At 64.3% G+C, this 16090-nt stretch carries 14 protein-coding genes; 11 read left to right on the top strand and 3 right to left on the bottom strand.

Annotation, left to right across the window (positions count from 1 at the left end; genetic code table 11):
• Window positions 1–172 precede the first annotated feature (172 nt).
• Entirely contained in the window at window positions 173–379 is a 207-nt protein-coding gene (locus tag VNH11_02390) for a hypothetical protein (protein HVA45210.1), read from the top strand.
• A 327-nt stretch (window positions 380–706) separates the two neighbouring features.
• Here VNH11_02390 and VNH11_02385 read toward each other — a convergent pair whose 3' ends face one another.
• Entirely contained in the window at window positions 707–3709 is a 3003-nt protein-coding gene (locus VNH11_02385) for an N-6 DNA methylase (GenBank protein ID HVA45209.1), read from the bottom strand.
• Window positions 3710–3945: 236 nt separating this feature from the next.
• Here VNH11_02385 and VNH11_02380 point away from each other — a divergent pair, with 236 nt between their 5' ends.
• Window positions 3946–5979 (top strand): hypothetical protein, encoded by a 2034-nt coding sequence (locus VNH11_02380; protein HVA45208.1) that lies wholly within the window; start codon window positions 3946–3948, stop codon window positions 5977–5979.
• A 36-nt stretch (window positions 5980–6015) separates the two neighbouring features.
• Here the strand turns inward: VNH11_02380 and VNH11_02375 are convergent, their stop codons facing one another.
• Together VNH11_02375 and nadD are read right to left on the bottom strand one after the other, a co-directional pair.
• The gene (locus tag VNH11_02375; protein HVA45207.1) at window positions 6016–7137 is read right to left on the bottom strand and encodes an Lpg1974 family pore-forming outer membrane protein; all 1122 of its coding nucleotides are present in this window, start codon (window positions 7135–7137) and stop codon (window positions 6016–6018) included.
• A 279-nt stretch (window positions 7138–7416) separates the two neighbouring features.
• Window positions 7417–8028, bottom strand: a complete 612-nt coding sequence (gene nadD / locus VNH11_02370; GenBank protein HVA45206.1) for a nicotinate-nucleotide adenylyltransferase — start codon at window positions 8026–8028, stop codon at window positions 7417–7419.
• A 338-nt stretch (window positions 8029–8366) separates the two neighbouring features.
• Here nadD and VNH11_02365 point away from each other — a divergent pair, with 338 nt between their 5' ends.
• From VNH11_02365 to VNH11_02325, 9 genes are all read left to right on the top strand, one after another.
• Window positions 8367–9428 (top strand): type II secretion system F family protein, encoded by a 1062-nt coding sequence (locus VNH11_02365; protein HVA45205.1) that lies wholly within the window; start codon window positions 8367–8369, stop codon window positions 9426–9428.
• Between the two features lie 155 nt (window positions 9429–9583).
• Window positions 9584–10636: a type II secretion system F family protein gene (locus VNH11_02360; GenBank protein HVA45204.1), complete on the top strand. Its 1053-nt coding sequence runs from the start codon at window positions 9584–9586 to the stop codon at window positions 10634–10636.
• Window positions 10633–11958, top strand: a complete 1326-nt coding sequence (locus tag VNH11_02355; protein HVA45203.1) for a type II secretion system F family protein — start codon at window positions 10633–10635, stop codon at window positions 11956–11958. Before VNH11_02360 ends, VNH11_02355 begins: the two co-directional genes overlap by 4 nt.
• Window positions 11955–12356, top strand: a complete 402-nt coding sequence (locus VNH11_02350) for a hypothetical protein (protein HVA45202.1) — start codon at window positions 11955–11957, stop codon at window positions 12354–12356. The genes VNH11_02355 and VNH11_02350 overlap by 4 nt, the downstream gene beginning before the upstream one ends.
• 257 nt (window positions 12357–12613) lie before the next feature.
• Window positions 12614–13195: a prepilin-type N-terminal cleavage/methylation domain-containing protein gene (locus tag VNH11_02345; GenBank protein ID HVA45201.1), complete on the top strand. Its 582-nt coding sequence runs from the start codon at window positions 12614–12616 to the stop codon at window positions 13193–13195.
• Complete coding sequence (locus tag VNH11_02340; GenBank protein ID HVA45200.1) at window positions 13192–13578, top strand: hypothetical protein; 387 nt, start codon at window positions 13192–13194, stop codon at window positions 13576–13578. Before VNH11_02345 ends, VNH11_02340 begins: the two co-directional genes overlap by 4 nt.
• Before the next feature lie 2 nt (window positions 13579–13580).
• Window positions 13581–14504, top strand: a complete 924-nt coding sequence (locus VNH11_02335) for a DUF1559 domain-containing protein (GenBank protein HVA45199.1) — start codon at window positions 13581–13583, stop codon at window positions 14502–14504.
• 11 nt (window positions 14505–14515) lie between these two features.
• Window positions 14516–15541 (top strand): DUF1559 domain-containing protein, encoded by a 1026-nt coding sequence (locus tag VNH11_02330; protein ID HVA45198.1) that lies wholly within the window; start codon window positions 14516–14518, stop codon window positions 15539–15541.
• Entirely contained in the window at window positions 15528–15980 is a 453-nt protein-coding gene (locus tag VNH11_02325) for a hypothetical protein (GenBank protein HVA45197.1), read from the top strand. Before VNH11_02330 ends, VNH11_02325 begins: the two co-directional genes overlap by 14 nt.
• Window positions 15981–16090: the final 110 nt, after the last annotated feature.

The raw sequence follows: 16090 nt of genomic DNA, 5'->3' as shown, positions 1-16090 counted from the left end.
AGATCGTCAGCCCCGCGAACAAAGACCGGCCCGAAAAGCGCAACGCCTTCGTCGGCAAGTGCGCCGCCTTGATGCGGAAGGGAGTCGCGGTCAGCATCATCGATCTGGTCACCACCCGCCAATTCAACCTGTATGCCGATTGATGGCGTTCGTCGGGCATCCCGACCCGACCATGAAAGCCGACTCGCCGCACTTGTACGCGGCGACGTGCCGCTGGCTCCTGCGAGGGCCGCAAGCGGTCCTGGAGTCGTGGTCACACGCGCTTGCCGTCGCTGAGCCGCTGCCGCGGTTGCCGCTGTGGCTGGCGGAGGCTCTCGTCATTCCGCTCGATCTCGAGCAGAGCTACGAACAGGCTTGTCGCGATCTGTGGATCGCGTGACCGTGGAAATGCGCCACGATGCCCGGAAGTCTACCACCACCGTAACCGACCGTGAGCGAATGAATCGCTGCGCATACCGGCCGGCAGTCGCGAGCGAAGTCGGAATCAGCGGTCGCCACAAGGAGCGCACAACTGGTCAAAACTAGTATAAAATAGTTCTGACCCCTTTGGCCTCCAAGTTCGCGACGCGGCCAAAAAGATCCGGGCATCGCGCGCTCGGCAATCGCGATGTCTGCGCCGAGCAGCGCGCGAAAGTTCGACGTGCCATCGCCCCTCCGCCGACCTGACTGATCTCCGTTTCTTCCGCCCGCATTCGATGCGCCGCCATCAATCGTCAGCGTCGGCTTCTCGATCGAGGCCGCCAGTACGCTCCGTCGCTGCATGCACGAGAGCTACTTCTGTCGGCGTTAACCCATAGAGTTCAAAGACCAAATCGTCAATCTGTCGATCCGTCGCGTCGATTTCCCTTGTCAGTCGGGTTTTTTCGTTCGGCACGCGTGCCTTGAGGCGTTGGCTCTCGAGCGTTGCCATTCGCTCGGACAGCGAGCCAATCTGAACCAGCATCGGGTTCTGACGAGCCGATAGCCTTGAGATGTCAATGATGGGCAGTTGCCGAATGGTTTTCGGATACGTGTGAAACCCTCCGCCGATCCGGACACCTTCTCCGGTCAGTTTCCAGTAGTAGTAGGCAGAGATCAATCGGCTTGCCAAAAGGCCCTGCAGCAGATACAGGGAATAAGTAGCTGACGCCTCGCGGGCGCTTTTCGGAACCTCGCGAAATGGGGCGACATCACAGTAGCGGAGGCCGCATAAGATCGTATGGTCGCAATAAAGTCCGCTAAAATCGACGGCCAACTCGAGCCGATGCGTCCCGGTAATGTCCCGAATCATCAGCTTTGGCGACTCGAAAAACCATTCCTCGCGTGCGCCGTACATTTCGGGCGCAAGCGCCCACTCGACGTAGTTCCCCTCCCACCGAGTTGAATAGCGATAAAGGTTGCGGCCGCTGATCGTCTTTCGGCAAGTGTCGGTCATGGCGCTGCGTCGCTGGACGTACGCCTTGCCAAATTTCCCCTTCTTGCGGCTCGACATCTGGGCACCGTAGTTTACGAGGCAGATGTCGCCGACCGGGCGGCTGAGAGCCTCGACTTTCCCGCACACGGCAAGGGTCGCGTCCGAAATGTCGAGGCGCAGCATGCGCTCGTCCTGCGCAAGCAGCACTTTTTGCGGTACTGAATGCGAGCGCGAGATCGTGCCGGCGTGCCGCCGCGTCGCATTCGGTCCAGGACGCCTGACCTCGATACGATGTCTCGCGGAAGGTGGGCCAGCTTCAACGACAGGGATGATGGTTATCACCGGAACTTGCTCGAACACGCGGACTTGTCTTAGATCGGCAATACTCTCGATAGTGAACCGCTCGAGCAGCAACTTGCGCGACAACTCAGCGTATTTTTGAATGGCAAACGAGAACGGAATGATGAATGAAACGCGCCCGCCAGGCCGTAACAGGGAAAGCGCCTTTTCCAGAAAGAGAACGTATAAATCCCAGTGCCGTGTCGCGGTCTCAAATACACCAGATGCATTGATGTAGTCGCGAACGTGCGGTGTTGCCTCAAACAGCTCCCAGGCGTTGACGTACGGTGGATTACCGATCACCGCGTCAAAACCACCATCTTTCCCACGCAGAATCTCGCGAAATTCTGCGTTCCAGTCAAACGGATTGAGCCGGTACTGCTCCTCCTCGTCGAGAAGAGTCATTTGCCGCTGGCGATAAAAATCGGGGCCGATCAGCGAATTGCCGCACTTGATGTTGTTGCCCAGGTCGGGCAACGCCCGCTCGCGCAAGAGCCGCAACTGACGCTCCAACGTCTCGCGGTTCTCCCGCTCCAACACCTTCAACAGCAGCGAGAGCTTCGTCACCTCCACGGCCTGGCTGTCGATGTCGACGCCAAAAATGTTGTTCAGCAAAATCCGCTTCTTTTCGGCCGTCGTCAACAGCCACTGCCCGCCCGGCCCCTGAAAGATCTCCTTGGTGTGCTTCTCAGTGCCGTCGTCGACGTACCAGTCGCGGTGCCAGTCGAGCAGGAACTGAAACGCGCCCACCAGGAACGAGCCCGAGCCGCAGGCCGGGTCGAGCACGCGCAGCTTTGAGACCTGCTTGGGAGTTTTGCGCTCGACCAGCTTGCCCACCGTCTCGCGAACGATGTAATCGACGATGTAGGCCGGCGTGTAGAACACTCCGCCCGCCTTCTTCACTTCGGGCTTGTCTTCGACCACGGCACGGTGCCCGCCGGCCGTGAGGCGGATCACCTTGCCCAAAAACTGCTCGTATACCTGCCCCAGGATTTCCGCCGGCAGCACGGAGAACTCATACGGGCTGTCGGGATAATAGAGGCCGCGAACGATCTCTTTGAGCGGCTTGTCGTCGAGCGCCAGCCGCATGGTCAGCTCGTCGGGCGGCTCGGCCCGGCCGCGCTCGGCGTGGAAGTGAAACAAGCCCGAGTTGTAGCGCTCGTCGGCCCGGTCGTAAACCTCCAGCAACCGGCGGTAGGCGGCCTCGCCGTTGAGGAGCGTCATGAGCTGCCCGTAGGTTTCGATGCCGCGGTCTTCGCACATCCGCAAAAAGATCAGGCGGTCGATGGTCCGCTGCACGGCGAAGTTCACGTCGCGCTGGCCGATGTCGTTGCGCAGGGCGAAGTTCTTGGCCAGTGATTCCCGCCACGATTCGATCTCTTCCAGAAACGCCGTATCGACCTCGGCGGTGCCGCGTTTCAGCTTGGTGCTTTCGGCGAACTTGTCGAACGAGCCGCGCAGCACCGCCTCGCGCGAAAAAATATCGGCCAGCTCCTGCCAGCGATCGAGGTACTCGCCGTAGCTGAAGAACAGCACGCGGCCGACGGAGGGTTTGTCGAGCTTGTCGGGCTTGACGCGGCAGTCGTAGACGGCCAGCTCCTCGAAGTCGGAGAGGATGGAGAGCGGCAGCTTGGCGCTCCAGGCGTAGCGACGGAGCTGGAAGGCGGCGCTCACGTCGTCGCGGAGATTGACCGAGGGCTTTTTGGCTTCCAGAAAGAAGATCCGCCGGCCGCCGATGCGAAAGCAGTAGTCGGGCGCCTTGGTCGCCCCGCCGACCTTGATGGCGTCTTCGTGGATGACGTCTTTATAGGCTTCGGCGTGGCCGCGTTCGTTGTCGACGTCCCAGCCGAGGGCCTTGAAGAAGGGATCGAGAAACTCGCGGCGGAGCTGCGTCTCGTTGTAGACCGTGGCCTGATACGACGGGCGGTTGCGCTCGAACCGCTCCACGAGTTCGGTAATGATCGTCGGTGCCGCCATGCGTGCTGCCCCTCAAACATTGGGTCAAGCGGAAGAATCAGCACAAGGTAGCGGCTTGGCCGAAGGATTTCAACGCCCTGCCAAAGAAGGGCCAAGCAAGACACCCCGGCCCCCCGTCCGTCTCCGGCGGCGGGCTGTCCAACTCTCCTTCGCTTGCTAAAGTAGACGGTGCCTGACGGCTGATGCCCGACGCCGCTCCGCCGCAATCTTCCGCCCCGATGCGCGAATAACCATCCATGAGTCGCTTGCTGCACGTTCGCCCGCCAATCAAGCCAAGCAGTTGGCTGCTGGTGCTGGGGCTGGTGGGCCTCGATTACTTCAGCACGCTGGCCTATCTTCCCTCGATCATCGTCGAGGCCGCCGGCCCGCTGGCGCCGTTGGCCGCACTGTTCATGGTGCTGGTGACGCTGGCGCTGGTGTTGCCCGTCTATGCCTATGTCGTCGGCCGCTCGCCGCAAGGCCAAGGGGCCACGGGCCTGCTGGAACGCACCTTGCCCGGCTGGGGCGGCAAGCTGGTGATCTTGGTGCTGATGGGATTTATCGCGGCCGACTTCGTGCTCACGCGCAGCCTGTCGGTGGCCGACGCCTCCATCCACGTACTGGCCAATCCCCACTGGCACGAGGTAGTGACTCAGTGGACGCCCGCCGACGAGCGCGTGAGCGAGTGGATGGGGCCGAAGCTCTGGCAGCACGTGGCGCCCTATTGGACGCAACACGTCGGGCTGACGCTGCTGCTCTCCATCTTGGCGTTCGGCTTGCTGTGGTTGCTGCACGGCGGCTTCACGCGCAACATCCTGCGGCTGGCGCTGGTGGTGACGGTCGCTTATCTGGCGATGTCGGGCATCGTCATCGGCAGCGGGCTGTGGCACATCGCCCAGCACCGCGAGCTGGTTTCGCAGTGGTGGACGCAGGTCGTGGAGCATGGCGGCGTCTGGCGAAAGACCGACGACGTTCATTCGCTCGTGTGGCGTCTACTGGCCTTGGTGGTCGTCGCGTTTCCCCAAATGGCCCTGGCCATCAGCGGTTTCGAGCTGAGCATGACCGCGGCGCCGCTGGTCAAAGGGAGCGGCGCCGGGCCGCACGATCTGCGCGGGCGCGCTCGCAACACGCGCAAGCTGATGCTGCTGGCCGCGGTGCTGATGGGCGTCTATGTCAGCACATCGGTCTTCGTCTGCACGCTGCTGGTGCCCAAGGGGCCTGTCGGGCTGGTGCAACCCGCCGAGCACCGGGCCCTGTCTTACATGGCTCACGGCGGCAAGCTGGTCGAGCAGATCCCTTCGGCCGAGTTGAACGCCTGGTTCGGCAACCGGTTCGGCAGCGGTTACGACCTCTGCACCGTGCTGATTCTCTGCCTGGCCGGAGCCAGCAGCATCATCGCCCTGCGCGACCTGGTGCCCGGCAGCCTGCACCGCGCGGGGATGGAACTCGCCTGGGCGCGTCGTTATGGCCTGATGATGCACCTCTTCAACACGATTATCTTGGTGGTGACGGTCGTGTTTCATGCCAGCGTCTCGGCCCAGCAGTGGGCCTACGCCACGAGCGTGCTGGCACTGCTGGCCGGCGCTTCGCTGGCGGGGCTGGCCGATGTTTCGCGCTCGTGGCGGCAGTCGCGCTGGCGGACGCTGGTGGCCGGGCCGTTCGCCTTCTGCTGCGCATTCTTCAGCACCATGATGTTGCTGGCGATTTTTTACCATCGTTCGGGCATCGTGATCGCGATGGCCTTCGTGGCCACCATCCTGACGTCCTCCAGCATTTCGCGTTGGATCCGCAGCACGGAGCTGCGTTTTCGCGGCTTTGCCTTCGCCGACGAGGCCTCGCGCCGGCGATGGGAGGAGGTGCGCGAGTTGGAGTTCCAGGTGCTCGTGCCGCACCGTCCCGGCCAGTTTCCGTTGACGGAAAAGAACCTCGACGTGCGGCGCAAGCACCGGCTTCCACCCGACACGTTCTTGATTTTCATCCAGGTCTACCTGGGCGATCCGAGCGAGTTTCACCCGCAGCCATTGATGAAGATCGAGCACGAGGGTGAGTTGGAAGTGATTCGGATATCGGGGGCGGCGTCGGTGTCGCACGTGATCGCGGCGATCGGGCTGGAGTTTTGCCGGGTCGGCACACCGCCGGAGATCATCTTCGGCTGGTCGCACGAGACGCCGCTGGCGGCGAACCTGAATTTTTTGTTGTGGGGCGAAGGCAACGTGCCTTGGATGGTGCAAGAGCTGGTGCGTCGCGCCCAGCCCGATGCCGCTCGCCGCCCGCGGGTGGTGGTGGGATAGGCTTGTCTCCAAAGCCGGCGGCGAACGAACGGCGCGCTAATAGCGCCACATCCCGCGGAGGAAGAGACCGTCGAACGACATGATGCTCGCGGAGTCGCTCTCGGCAAAGTTGCCGCTGTAGGTCGTGCCGCCTGAGACGCCCATGTCAAACCATGCCTGCCAGAGCCAGCCGGCTGAGAACATCAGGTTCTCCGTGGGCTGCCACGAGCCACCAATTTCAGCCTCCAGCACGGGGACCGTCAGCGTGCGATGCGCCGCTTGATTGGCACTGGCGATGCCCGTGAAGGTGGCGCCCTCCGTATTGTTGAAGCCGCCCACCAACAGCGACCCGGCTCCGCGGGCAATCAGCGAGAAGGGGCTGTTGGGCCGCAGGCGATACTGTCCGAACAGCGAAAAGTGCGGGCCGAAGCCGGTGAAATGGCTGTTGAACGTTCCGGTGTCGATGATGCTGCCGCCGGGAGCGAACACGGACGTGTCGTTGTGCTGCCGCACGTCGGCCCAGCGGGCACCGGCGGCGGGACGCAGGCTCAGCCGGCCGTCGCCCACCGAATAGCGGCCCATCCAGTCCAGGTCGAAGACGTTCAGCCGCACCGACGAGTTCGATGTGGTCGAGTCTCCGAAATTGGTGCGGCCCGTATAGGCGTCGACAAAGTATTGGTTCGGCGCTCCGGGCGTGGCGCTGATCGAGGCGCTGTCGCCCAAGTGAAAATAGGTGAATTGCAGGGCGGATGAGGGCGTGAAGTTATAGCCCAGGTAGGTGCGAAACGCAGAGCTGTAGGGAAAGTTGATCTCGCGGGACTGCACCGATGCGGTCGGCACGCCGTTGGCGAGGGTATCGGTCGCCTGCACGTAGGCGATGGCTTCGCTGAAGTGCGTCCGCACCAGCAAATACTCGACGCCACCGAAGACGGAATCGGCGGGCGGTTTCCAGTTCATTCCCCGCCACGACGGTGCGGTCCGCACGCTGGGCGCCGAGAAGACGGGCCCGGCGGGCTGAGCGAATGTGTTCGCACGGTCGTTCGCCGCGTAGCGTGAGGAGATGGAATAGAGCGGTGGCTGGCCGGCGGACGCTGCGTCCGTTTCTTGAGCGCGGGCGGTGGTCGCGGCGGCGGCCAGCACAGCCGCCGGCAAGAGCCAGCGGCCTAAAGGGCGCCGCACAGAAGCATCGCGAAAAGGGTGGTGCGTGGACATATTCGCATCTGCCGCAATGTTGGAAACGTTACCCGACGCTGTTCCTGCCCGGTTTGCCTTTGCAAGAATCATCGCCAGCCGCTCACGGGCAAGATTAGCGCCGCCCTGGAATGGCAGCGCTTTGTGCAAAGGTTCTCTAGGATCAACTGGCGCAGCGGGCAAAGTCGGCAACGTTTATCAAGGACTTCCCGCACAACGCGCATCGACGCGGCGACGATCAAAGTTGGCCGGCGCGTTACAGCTTGCCTACCCGACTTGGTAAAGCCGCGCCGTTTGGATGTATTTTTCCACGGCACGGGGGGTCTGGTAGCGAATGCTCAGACCGGCGGCGACGCGGCGGCGGATCTCGCGGCTGCTCAGCCCGATCTGCGGCATGTCGACCTGGTAGGCGCGAATCTGTTGCAGCCGTTCGGCCGAAACGAGCGAGGAGAGCGAAGTGTAATCGGGCGGCGGGCTGCCGGGCCGTGCCACCACCACCGGCATGGCCAGCTCGCAAATCTTCGCCGGCTCGCGCCATCGCGGCAAATCGGCCAGCGAATCGCCGCCAAGCAGAAAGAAAAGCTGCCGCGAGGGCTGCTCGGCGGCCAACTCGCCCAGCGTATCGACGGTGTAACTCACTCCGCCGCGCTCGACCTCGCGCGTACACACCGAGAATGCCTCATGCCCGCCAATCGCAAGCTGCAACATTTCGATGCGCTGCCGGGCGGGCGTCAGGTCGGGACGCTGCTTGTGCGGCGGCTCGGCGGCCGGCAGGAACCACACCGCGTCCAGCCGGCACTGTTCGCGGCAGTATTCGGCCAGCAGCAAGTGGCCCAAGTGGACCGGATCGAAGGTTCCCCCAAACAGACCGAGACGCATGCCTGAAGTTTATCAGATTCGGTTCCCGCCGGCAGCAATGAGACCAATCGCGGTGGCTGGGGCAGAAGCTGGCCGAGAGCGACCCGGCATCACCGAAACGCGCCGTCGGCCAGCGATGCCCCGGTGGTGGCGCGACCGGGGCATCGCCGCCGTGGAGCCTTAAATGGGGAACTGGCCGAGCGCGCGGCTCTGCCCCAGCCACCGTTTTTTGTCTCAACGACCGCCGCGTGCGCAGTATACCCATTGCTGCTGCTGGCGTTCTTGCTGTTCGCTTCGTATAATCACCGTTTTCAGGGGGCCACGTCGCAAAGTCGGGTCCGGACGACTGGGAGCGGGTTGTGGAATTGCTCTCGCCACGAGGCGGATTCACGCTGGATGATCTCATCGCCCTGAACGACGAGATCGCCGCGCTGGTGCGTGCGGGCGTGCCGCTGGAGCGCGGTCTCGTCGATGTGGGGCACGACTTGCCCGGCCGCTTGGGCCGCGTGACCACGCTTCTCGCCGAGCGGCTTTCGCGAGGCGAACAGCTCGACGCGGCCCTGCAAGCGCTCGGCGATGAGGTCCCGCCGCTCTATCAAGCGATCGTGGCGGCCGGCTTGAAGTCGGGTCGGCTGGCGGCGGCGCTGGAAGGTCTGGCCGTCACGGCCCGGCGCGTGGCGGAATTGCGGCACGTGGCGGCCACAGCGCTCATCTATCCGGTCATCATCTTGCTCTTGGGCTGGGCGCTGTTTGTCGGCTTCGTGACGTTTTTTATCCCGCAGGTGCTGCCCGGCTTTCGCGACTTTCACGTGACCTCGGCCAATTGGCTTGCTCGCTTTGCCGAACTCGGCACGAGCGTGGCCTGGTGGGCGCCCATCGGACCCCTGATCGTGTTGCCGATCGTCGCCGCGTGGCTCTGGCGATCGCGTCGGGCGCTTTCGCTGGGGGCCGGGCATGGGTTCGCTTGGGTGCCCGGTGCTCGGCGATTGGTGCGATCGTGCCGGTTGGCGACTTTTGCCGATGTGCTGGCCCTGCTGGTCGATCAGGGCGTGCCGCTGGGCGAGGGGCTGCGGTTGTCGGCGGCGGCCAGCGGCGATCGAGCTTTGAAGGCCGAGGCCGACCGTTTGGCGGCGGCGATCGAACGGGGCGCCGGGCCGGCGGAGTACCTCGAGCGGGCAGCCCACTTTCCTCCGCTGGCGGCCTGGTTTCTGTCGGCCGGCCAAGAAGCACGGTTGCTCGGCTTTTCGTTGCGTCAGGCCGCCCTTAGTTATCATGAGCACGCCCGGCAGCGGGCCGAAACCGTGCAGACGTTTCTGCCGGTTTACCTCACGCTCGCGATCGGCGGCACGACCGCGTTGGTGTATGCCCTGCTGCTGTTCGTACCTTGGATAAACCTGTTGAAAACACTGAGCACACCCTAATGCCGCTTCCAGCACAAGAGTCACGCGCTTCTAATGTAGGGTGGGACCAGCGAGATTGCGAGCGCCGGCCCACCGTTGGCGACGTCGATTATGGTGGGCCGGCGCTCGCAAGCTCGTTGGTCCCACCCTACGAGCAAGACTGACGGCAACCAACCATGTCCAACAACCTCGATGGCGATGATGCGGCGGCCCTTGGCGGCACCCTCGCATCGCTCGTCGCATCCGGCTTGTCGCTAGAGCACGGCTTGCGCGCCGCCGCGCGCGAGCTGCCACGCGGCCGGGTCGCGAAGGCGCTCGTGGTGTTGGCCGACAAACTCAACCGCGGCGAAAAACTCGACGAAGCGCTCTCCGCGGGCGGGCGCAGTTTGCCGCCCCATCTGACGGCGCTCATCACGGGCGGCCTGCGCTCGGCCTCGCTGGCCAGGGTGCTCACGGAGCTTGTGGCCGCCGAGCGTCACTCGGCCGACGTCATGCGCAGAATCATGCTCGCCGTCAGTTATCCCGCCCTGCTGTTGTTGATGATGTCGTTGATCTTTGGTTACTTCTGCATCGCCGTCGTGCCCAGCCTGATGGAGGTGTACGAAGACTTCGACGCCGACCTGCCGGCCGCGACGATGGCACTGGGCGAGTTATCGCGATCGGGCGTCTGGATGCTGGCGGGTAACATCGCGGTGCTCGCCGCTTCGTGGCTGTTTGTCTGGGCGGCCATGCGGACCGCCGAGCTGCGCGCGCTGCTCGTCTTCGTACCGTTGCTGGGACCGGTGATTCGCTGGGCGGCGTTGGCGCGTTATTCCCGCTTGCTCGCGCTTCTGGTCGAGGTGGAGGTCCCGTTGCCGCAGGCGCTCGACATCGCCGGCCGAGGGTGTGAAGACGCCAGCCTGCGCTATGCGTCGCAGAAAGTGGCCGCCGGCGTACAGTCGGGCAGGGCCCTCAGCGACGCCCTGATGGCTCGGCGGGAGTTTCCTGACAGCATGGGGCCGATGGTACGCTGGGGCGAGCAAGCGGCGGGCACCGCCAGATCGACGAGCGCTTTGGCCGATGCCCTGCGCACCGCGGCCGAAATGTTCGAGGGCCGCGTGGAGGCCCAGCTCGGCCTGCTCCGCGCGGTCGTGCCGCCGCTCGCCTTTCTGTTCGTGTTGTGGGGGGCCGCGTTTCTGATGAGTGCTTCACTCCTGCCCATGGTTTCCTTGATCGAGAAGCTGACATGAGCAGCACGCTGGTTACCGCGCAGAGCTTTCCCGGACTGGTGCTGTTGGGCATCGCCGTGCTGGCCTCGCTGCACCTGTTTTATCGCGATCGGGCCGAGGGCGAAGACCCGCTGCACTTGATCATGTCGGTGATTGGCCGAGTGATGATCGTGACCGGTTTCGTGGAAGGCTGCTTGGTGTTCCTCAACTTCATGGCTATTCCTTTCTTCTTCTTCGCCGGATTCGTGCTGCTCTATACGATCTTCCGCTACTTGCTGCGCCGTCGAATGGCGTTGTTGGCGGTGATGGCGGCGGCCGCGCGGCGCTGGATGCCGTTGGCGCCCGCGGTGGAAGCGTTTTCGCACGAGTGCCGCGGACCGCTGGGCCGCCGTTGCCGGCGGTTGACGGCGCTGTTGAACGCCGGGGTGCCCTTGGGCGAAGCCATTCGTGAGGCGGGCCGCCAAGGTGCTGTCGAAGTGTGGTCGGAATGGCTTTTCTTTCCCCGCCTGATGATGCGCGTGGCGGGACCCTTGGTGCCGCGGCGCGCGGCGGCGCTGGTCGAAGTCGGCGTCCGCACCGGAAACATCAGCGGCGCCCTGGTCGAAGCCGTCCGTCAGCCCATCAGCCAATCGACCATGACGCGGGTTGGCGGAGCGATCTGGTATATCGGCACGATCGTCGTGTTTGGCACGATGGTGTTGACCTTCATGGCCGTCAAGATCGTGCCCGCGTTTATCAAAATCTTCGACGATTTCGACGCCGAGCTGCCGCCGCTGACCGTGGCACTGATCCAGTCGTGCGACTGGTTCGCCGACTACGGTTGGCCTCTGGTGCTCGTGGGTTTCGCCGGCCTGGCGTGCTTTTTGTTGTTGTGGAGCGTCGACTTGATCTCCTGGCTGCCGCCGCCCCTCAATATGCTTTCTCGGCGGCGCGAAAGCATCTTCGTGCTGCGGTCGCTGGCGGTGGCCGCGCAGGCGGACCGCCCGCTGCTGCCCGCACTGGCGGCCTTGGCGGAACATGGTCCCTCGTTGGCGATGCGTCAGCACTCGCGGCGGGCCATGGAGCGGATGGAGCAGGGCATGCCTTGGCAGGAATGCCTGGCCGAGCAAGGTCTGCTGCGGCGCGGCGAGCTGGCGCTGCTGAACAGCGCCGAGCGGGTAGGCAATCTGAGTTGGGCGCTCGGCGAGGTGGCCGAAGGAATCGAGCGGCGTTTCGCCTTGCGGATGCATCGCTGGTTGGAAGTGCTCGTGCCGCTTTGTGTACTTGCGGCGGGAGCGATGGTGCTGTTTATTGTCGTGGGGCTGTTCGTTCCCCTGATTTCCTTGATTGAGAAGTTGACATGAGAAGGTCGCGTTCGGGTTTCACGCTCGTCGAAAGCTGTGCGGCGGCCGCCCTGCTGGCCGCGGCGCTGACGATCGTCGTCGCGTTGCTGACGTCGGTTGCCCGGCAGCGGCAATCGGCGGGCCTGCACGCCAAGGCCGTGGTTGCCGCCGACAACCTCTTGGAGCGACTGACCGCCGGGGCTTACGATTCGATCACGCCTCAACGTGCTGACGAACTGCGGCAAGCGTCAAAGATTGCTGAACAGTTGCCGGACGGGACGGTGGCACTCCGCGTGGCTGCGATCGACGGTTCACCGCCCGGCAAGCGGATCGAGGTCGATGTACACTGGCGGTCCGGCAGCCGCGGTGCCTCGCGGCACCGCGTTGCCACCTGGGTGTTTCGAAAGGAGAAACAATGATGACCGCGGTAGCCGCGAAGCGGCGTGACTCATCAGCCCAGGGCAACGCCCTGGGTGTGCGGTACGCGGCAACGATGGTAGCCCTGAAAGGGCGTGACCTGTGTGTCCAACGCCTACCGGTCGCGCCCCGTTGGGGTGCCCAAAATGACGCCGATCGACACCCAGGGCGTTGCCCTGGGCTGATGAGTTTGACCCCTTCGGGGTCGAGCTTCGCCGCAAAAACGGCCGCGAAACAAGCAGGACGATCTCAAAAGCTGATGGCAGACAATGAGCAAACAAGTCGACCGCTCCCGGCCCGCGTCCGCCGGGCCAGCCGCCGCCGGGCCGGTTATTCGCTGGTGGAGCTGCTGGTGGTGATCTCGGTCAACTCGGTGTTGATGGCGACGGCGGCGGTGTTGCTGGGCACGCTGTTGCGAACTGAGCAACAAGGCCGGCAGCACTTCGAGCGGACCAGCGCGATGATGCGCCTTTCCCAGCAATGGCGCACCGATGTCGCCGCGGCCCGAAAAGCGTCCCTCGTGGCCTGCACGGCGAATGGCGAGGCAAGCACCGCGGCCAGGCCGCCCGATCATTTGCGCCTGCAAGGTCCCGAAACGCGGGCCATCGAATACTGGCCAGACGGCGACCGTCTGCGGCGGGCCGAGTACCAAGATCAGACAGTCCTGCGTCGCGAGGCCTACACGTTGGCAGACCTCGCCGAGACGGAGTTTATGCTGTCGGACGACGAGATGGTCATGGTCCGTCTGACAATCGGCCATGCCGAGGGCGAACACGATGTCTGGAGTCTTGAATCGCACCTGGCGAGCGACTCGCGGTTCTCGACCGAGGAGGAGCCATGAAGCGGCGCGGCGTGGTGGTGATGATGGCGCTCGTTTGCCTGGTGCTGGCCACGGCGATGGGCGGAACGCTGCTCCGCTGGGCGGCGATGGAGCACAAGCTGCTGCGTTCTCGCGAGCGCGAAAGCCAGGCCCGCTGGCTGGCGGAAGCCGGCATCGAACGGGCCGCGGCGCGACTGGCCGAGGAGCGCGACTATCGGGGCGAGACCTGGGAGGTCGCCGCGGCCGACCTTCCCGCGGGCGAAGCTGCGAAGGTCCGTCTGCGCGTCGCCGCGATCGACGAGGGGCGGCGGTCCATCGAAGTCGACGTCGAATACCCCTCGGAGTCGGTCGAAGCGGTCCGAGTACACAAAGAAATCGTTTATCAACCGCAACCGGAAAAATGAACATGAACGGACAAGCCTTCGGATATTCCGCACGCTCGCGCGGTTTCACGCTGGTGGAACTGTTGGTGGTGATCGCCATTATCGGCATTTTGATCGCGCTGTTGCTTCCGGCGGTGCAGGCCGCGCGCGAAGCGGCCCGCCGCGCGCAATGCACCAACAATCTCGGCCAGCTTGCGCTGGCGGTGGCCAATTATGAATCGGCCTTTCGCTCTCTGCCGCCCGGCGTGCTCGATGCGTCGGGGCCGATTCAAAGCCTGCCGCAGGGGCACCATATCAGTTGGCTGGCCCACATTCTGCCGCAGATCGAACAGCGCAACGCCTATAATCTGCTCGACTTTTCGGCCAGCGCCTACGCCGCGGCCAACTTACCGGTCCGCAATTGGCAGGCGAACGTGTTCATCTGCCCGTCCGACGGCGGCGTGCCGTTCGGGCCGGGACCCGGCACCAGCAACTATGCGGGCTGCCACCACGACGTCGAAGCGCCCATCGACGTCGACAACCACGGCGTATTCTTTTTGAACAGCCACGTCCGCCTGCGGGACATCACCGACGGCACCTCGCAGACCATTTTGACGGGCGAGAAGCTCGTGACGGTGACCGACCTGGGATGGCTGTCGGGCACGCGGGCCACGCTGCGGAACACGGGCAGCCCAATCAATGCCAGCAGCCAGCCGGCAGGCGTCTTGTCCAGCATCGGGGACATGGCTCTCTCGATGAACTCCGCTCTGCTTACCACCCCGGCCACCCCGCCTGGTGGCCAAGCGGCGCTGGTTGTGGGCGGTTTCGAAAGCAATCATCCGGGCGGCGCTGAAGCGGCGTTTGTCGACGGCTCGGTTCACTTTCTTCAGGAAGCGGGCAACACCCCCGTCCTCTCGCAGCTCGGCCACCGGGCCGACGGAAAACTGCTGGATGAACGGCAGTGGTAAGAAGAACAGAGATGGTTTACCTCATACACGATTGCAGCCACCAACGACAACTCCGCCGCTCTGCGTCTCCGCGGGCTTTCACGCTTGTGGAGATGCTCATCGTCATCGCCATCATCGGCATTTTGATCGCGGTCTTGCTGCCGGCCATCCAGGGGGCGCGCGAAACTGCGCGGCGGCACCTCTGCGCGAACAACCTCTGCCAGATCATGATCGCCACGCAAAACTATACGGCCGCCCACGGAGTGCTGCCGCCGGGGACGGTGGACGCGGCCGGCCCAGTCCGCAGCCGCCCCGTCGGCTACCATCTAAGTTGGGCGGCGCAAATCCTGCCGTTCATCGAGCAATCCACCGTTTTCCAGCACATCGACTTCACCGTCGGCGCCTATCATCCAAAAAACGCCGCGGTGCGTCGGCTTCGCCTGACGCTTTTGTGTTGTCCGTCGGATTACGTCACCTCGTGCAGCTACGCCGGCTGTCACCACGACGTCGAAGCGCCCATCGACAGCGACAACCACGGCGTGCTGTTTCTCAATAGCGCTCTTCAATGGAACGACATCCGCGACGGCCGGGCGCAGACGATCGTCTACGGCGAGAAGCTCAATACCGACTTCGAGCTGGGGTGGATCTCCGGTACGCGCTCGACCTTGCGGAACACCGGCACGCCGATCAATCTCACTTCGTCCACGGGCGGCCTATTGGCCTTGAGCGTCGATCTTGGTCCGGCGGGCGCTCCGGCAACGACGCCGCCGGGTGGCGAGTCGCCGCCCATGCCTGCGTCTCGCGCGGTGTGGCAATACCGCGGCGCGGTGGACTATAGTTTCACGACGGACGTGGAGCATGAGTTTCAGCCGCCGAGCGTACCTGGCGGCCGGGCGCCCGCGCTGGTCGTCGGTGGTTTCGAGAGCAGGCACCCGGTGGGAGCGCAGTTCGCCTTCGGCGACGGCTCGGTGCGTTTCTTGTCGCAGGACATCGACCGGGTGGTATACCAACGCATGGGGCACCGCGCCGACGGGATGCTGATTGATGGCCGATATTGAACCGACCAACGGACCGACGTCGCCCGACGAAGAAGCAGCCGCCCAGCGCCGTCGCTCGTTCATGGACGACCTGGCGGTGCCGGAGCCGCCGCGACCATCGGGTGGTTTTTCGCTGGCGTCGCTGTTCTTGCTGGTCACGGCGGCGGGCGTGATCTCGCTTTTGGCCCGCAGGATTGTGATTACGAAGGTGGAGCCGACCCTGGTCAACATACACGCACTGATCGGCGGGTTGATCGGCGGGATTGTGGGCGCGATCATCGGCGCCGGCTATCCGCGGCCGAAGAGCGGCACGGCCCTGGGCGGGTTTTTCGGCACCGTGACGGGCGGCGTGTGCGCCGCCACCGCCGCCTCCGGCGGCAGCCCGTGGCTGTTCGTTGTCGGCGCCGCCGCGCTCGTCGCGCTCGGCCTGGCCTCGCGCTGGATGCACCAGCCGCGCTGAGCGGCTAGACCAACAACGCGTTGTTGGTATCAACACATCGGAACCTCGCGCTGGATGCACCAGCCGCGCCGAGCGGCTGGGGCCGAATATCGTAAGGTGGGGCCAGGGGG

The sequence above is a fragment of the Pirellulales bacterium genome, assembly GCA_035533075.1.
In the GTDB taxonomy this organism is placed as follows: Bacteria; Planctomycetota; Planctomycetia; order Pirellulales; family JAICIG01; genus DASSFG01.
The sequence above is the reverse complement of the archived record's forward strand: the minus strand, read 5'-3'. Positions and strand labels throughout refer to the sequence as shown.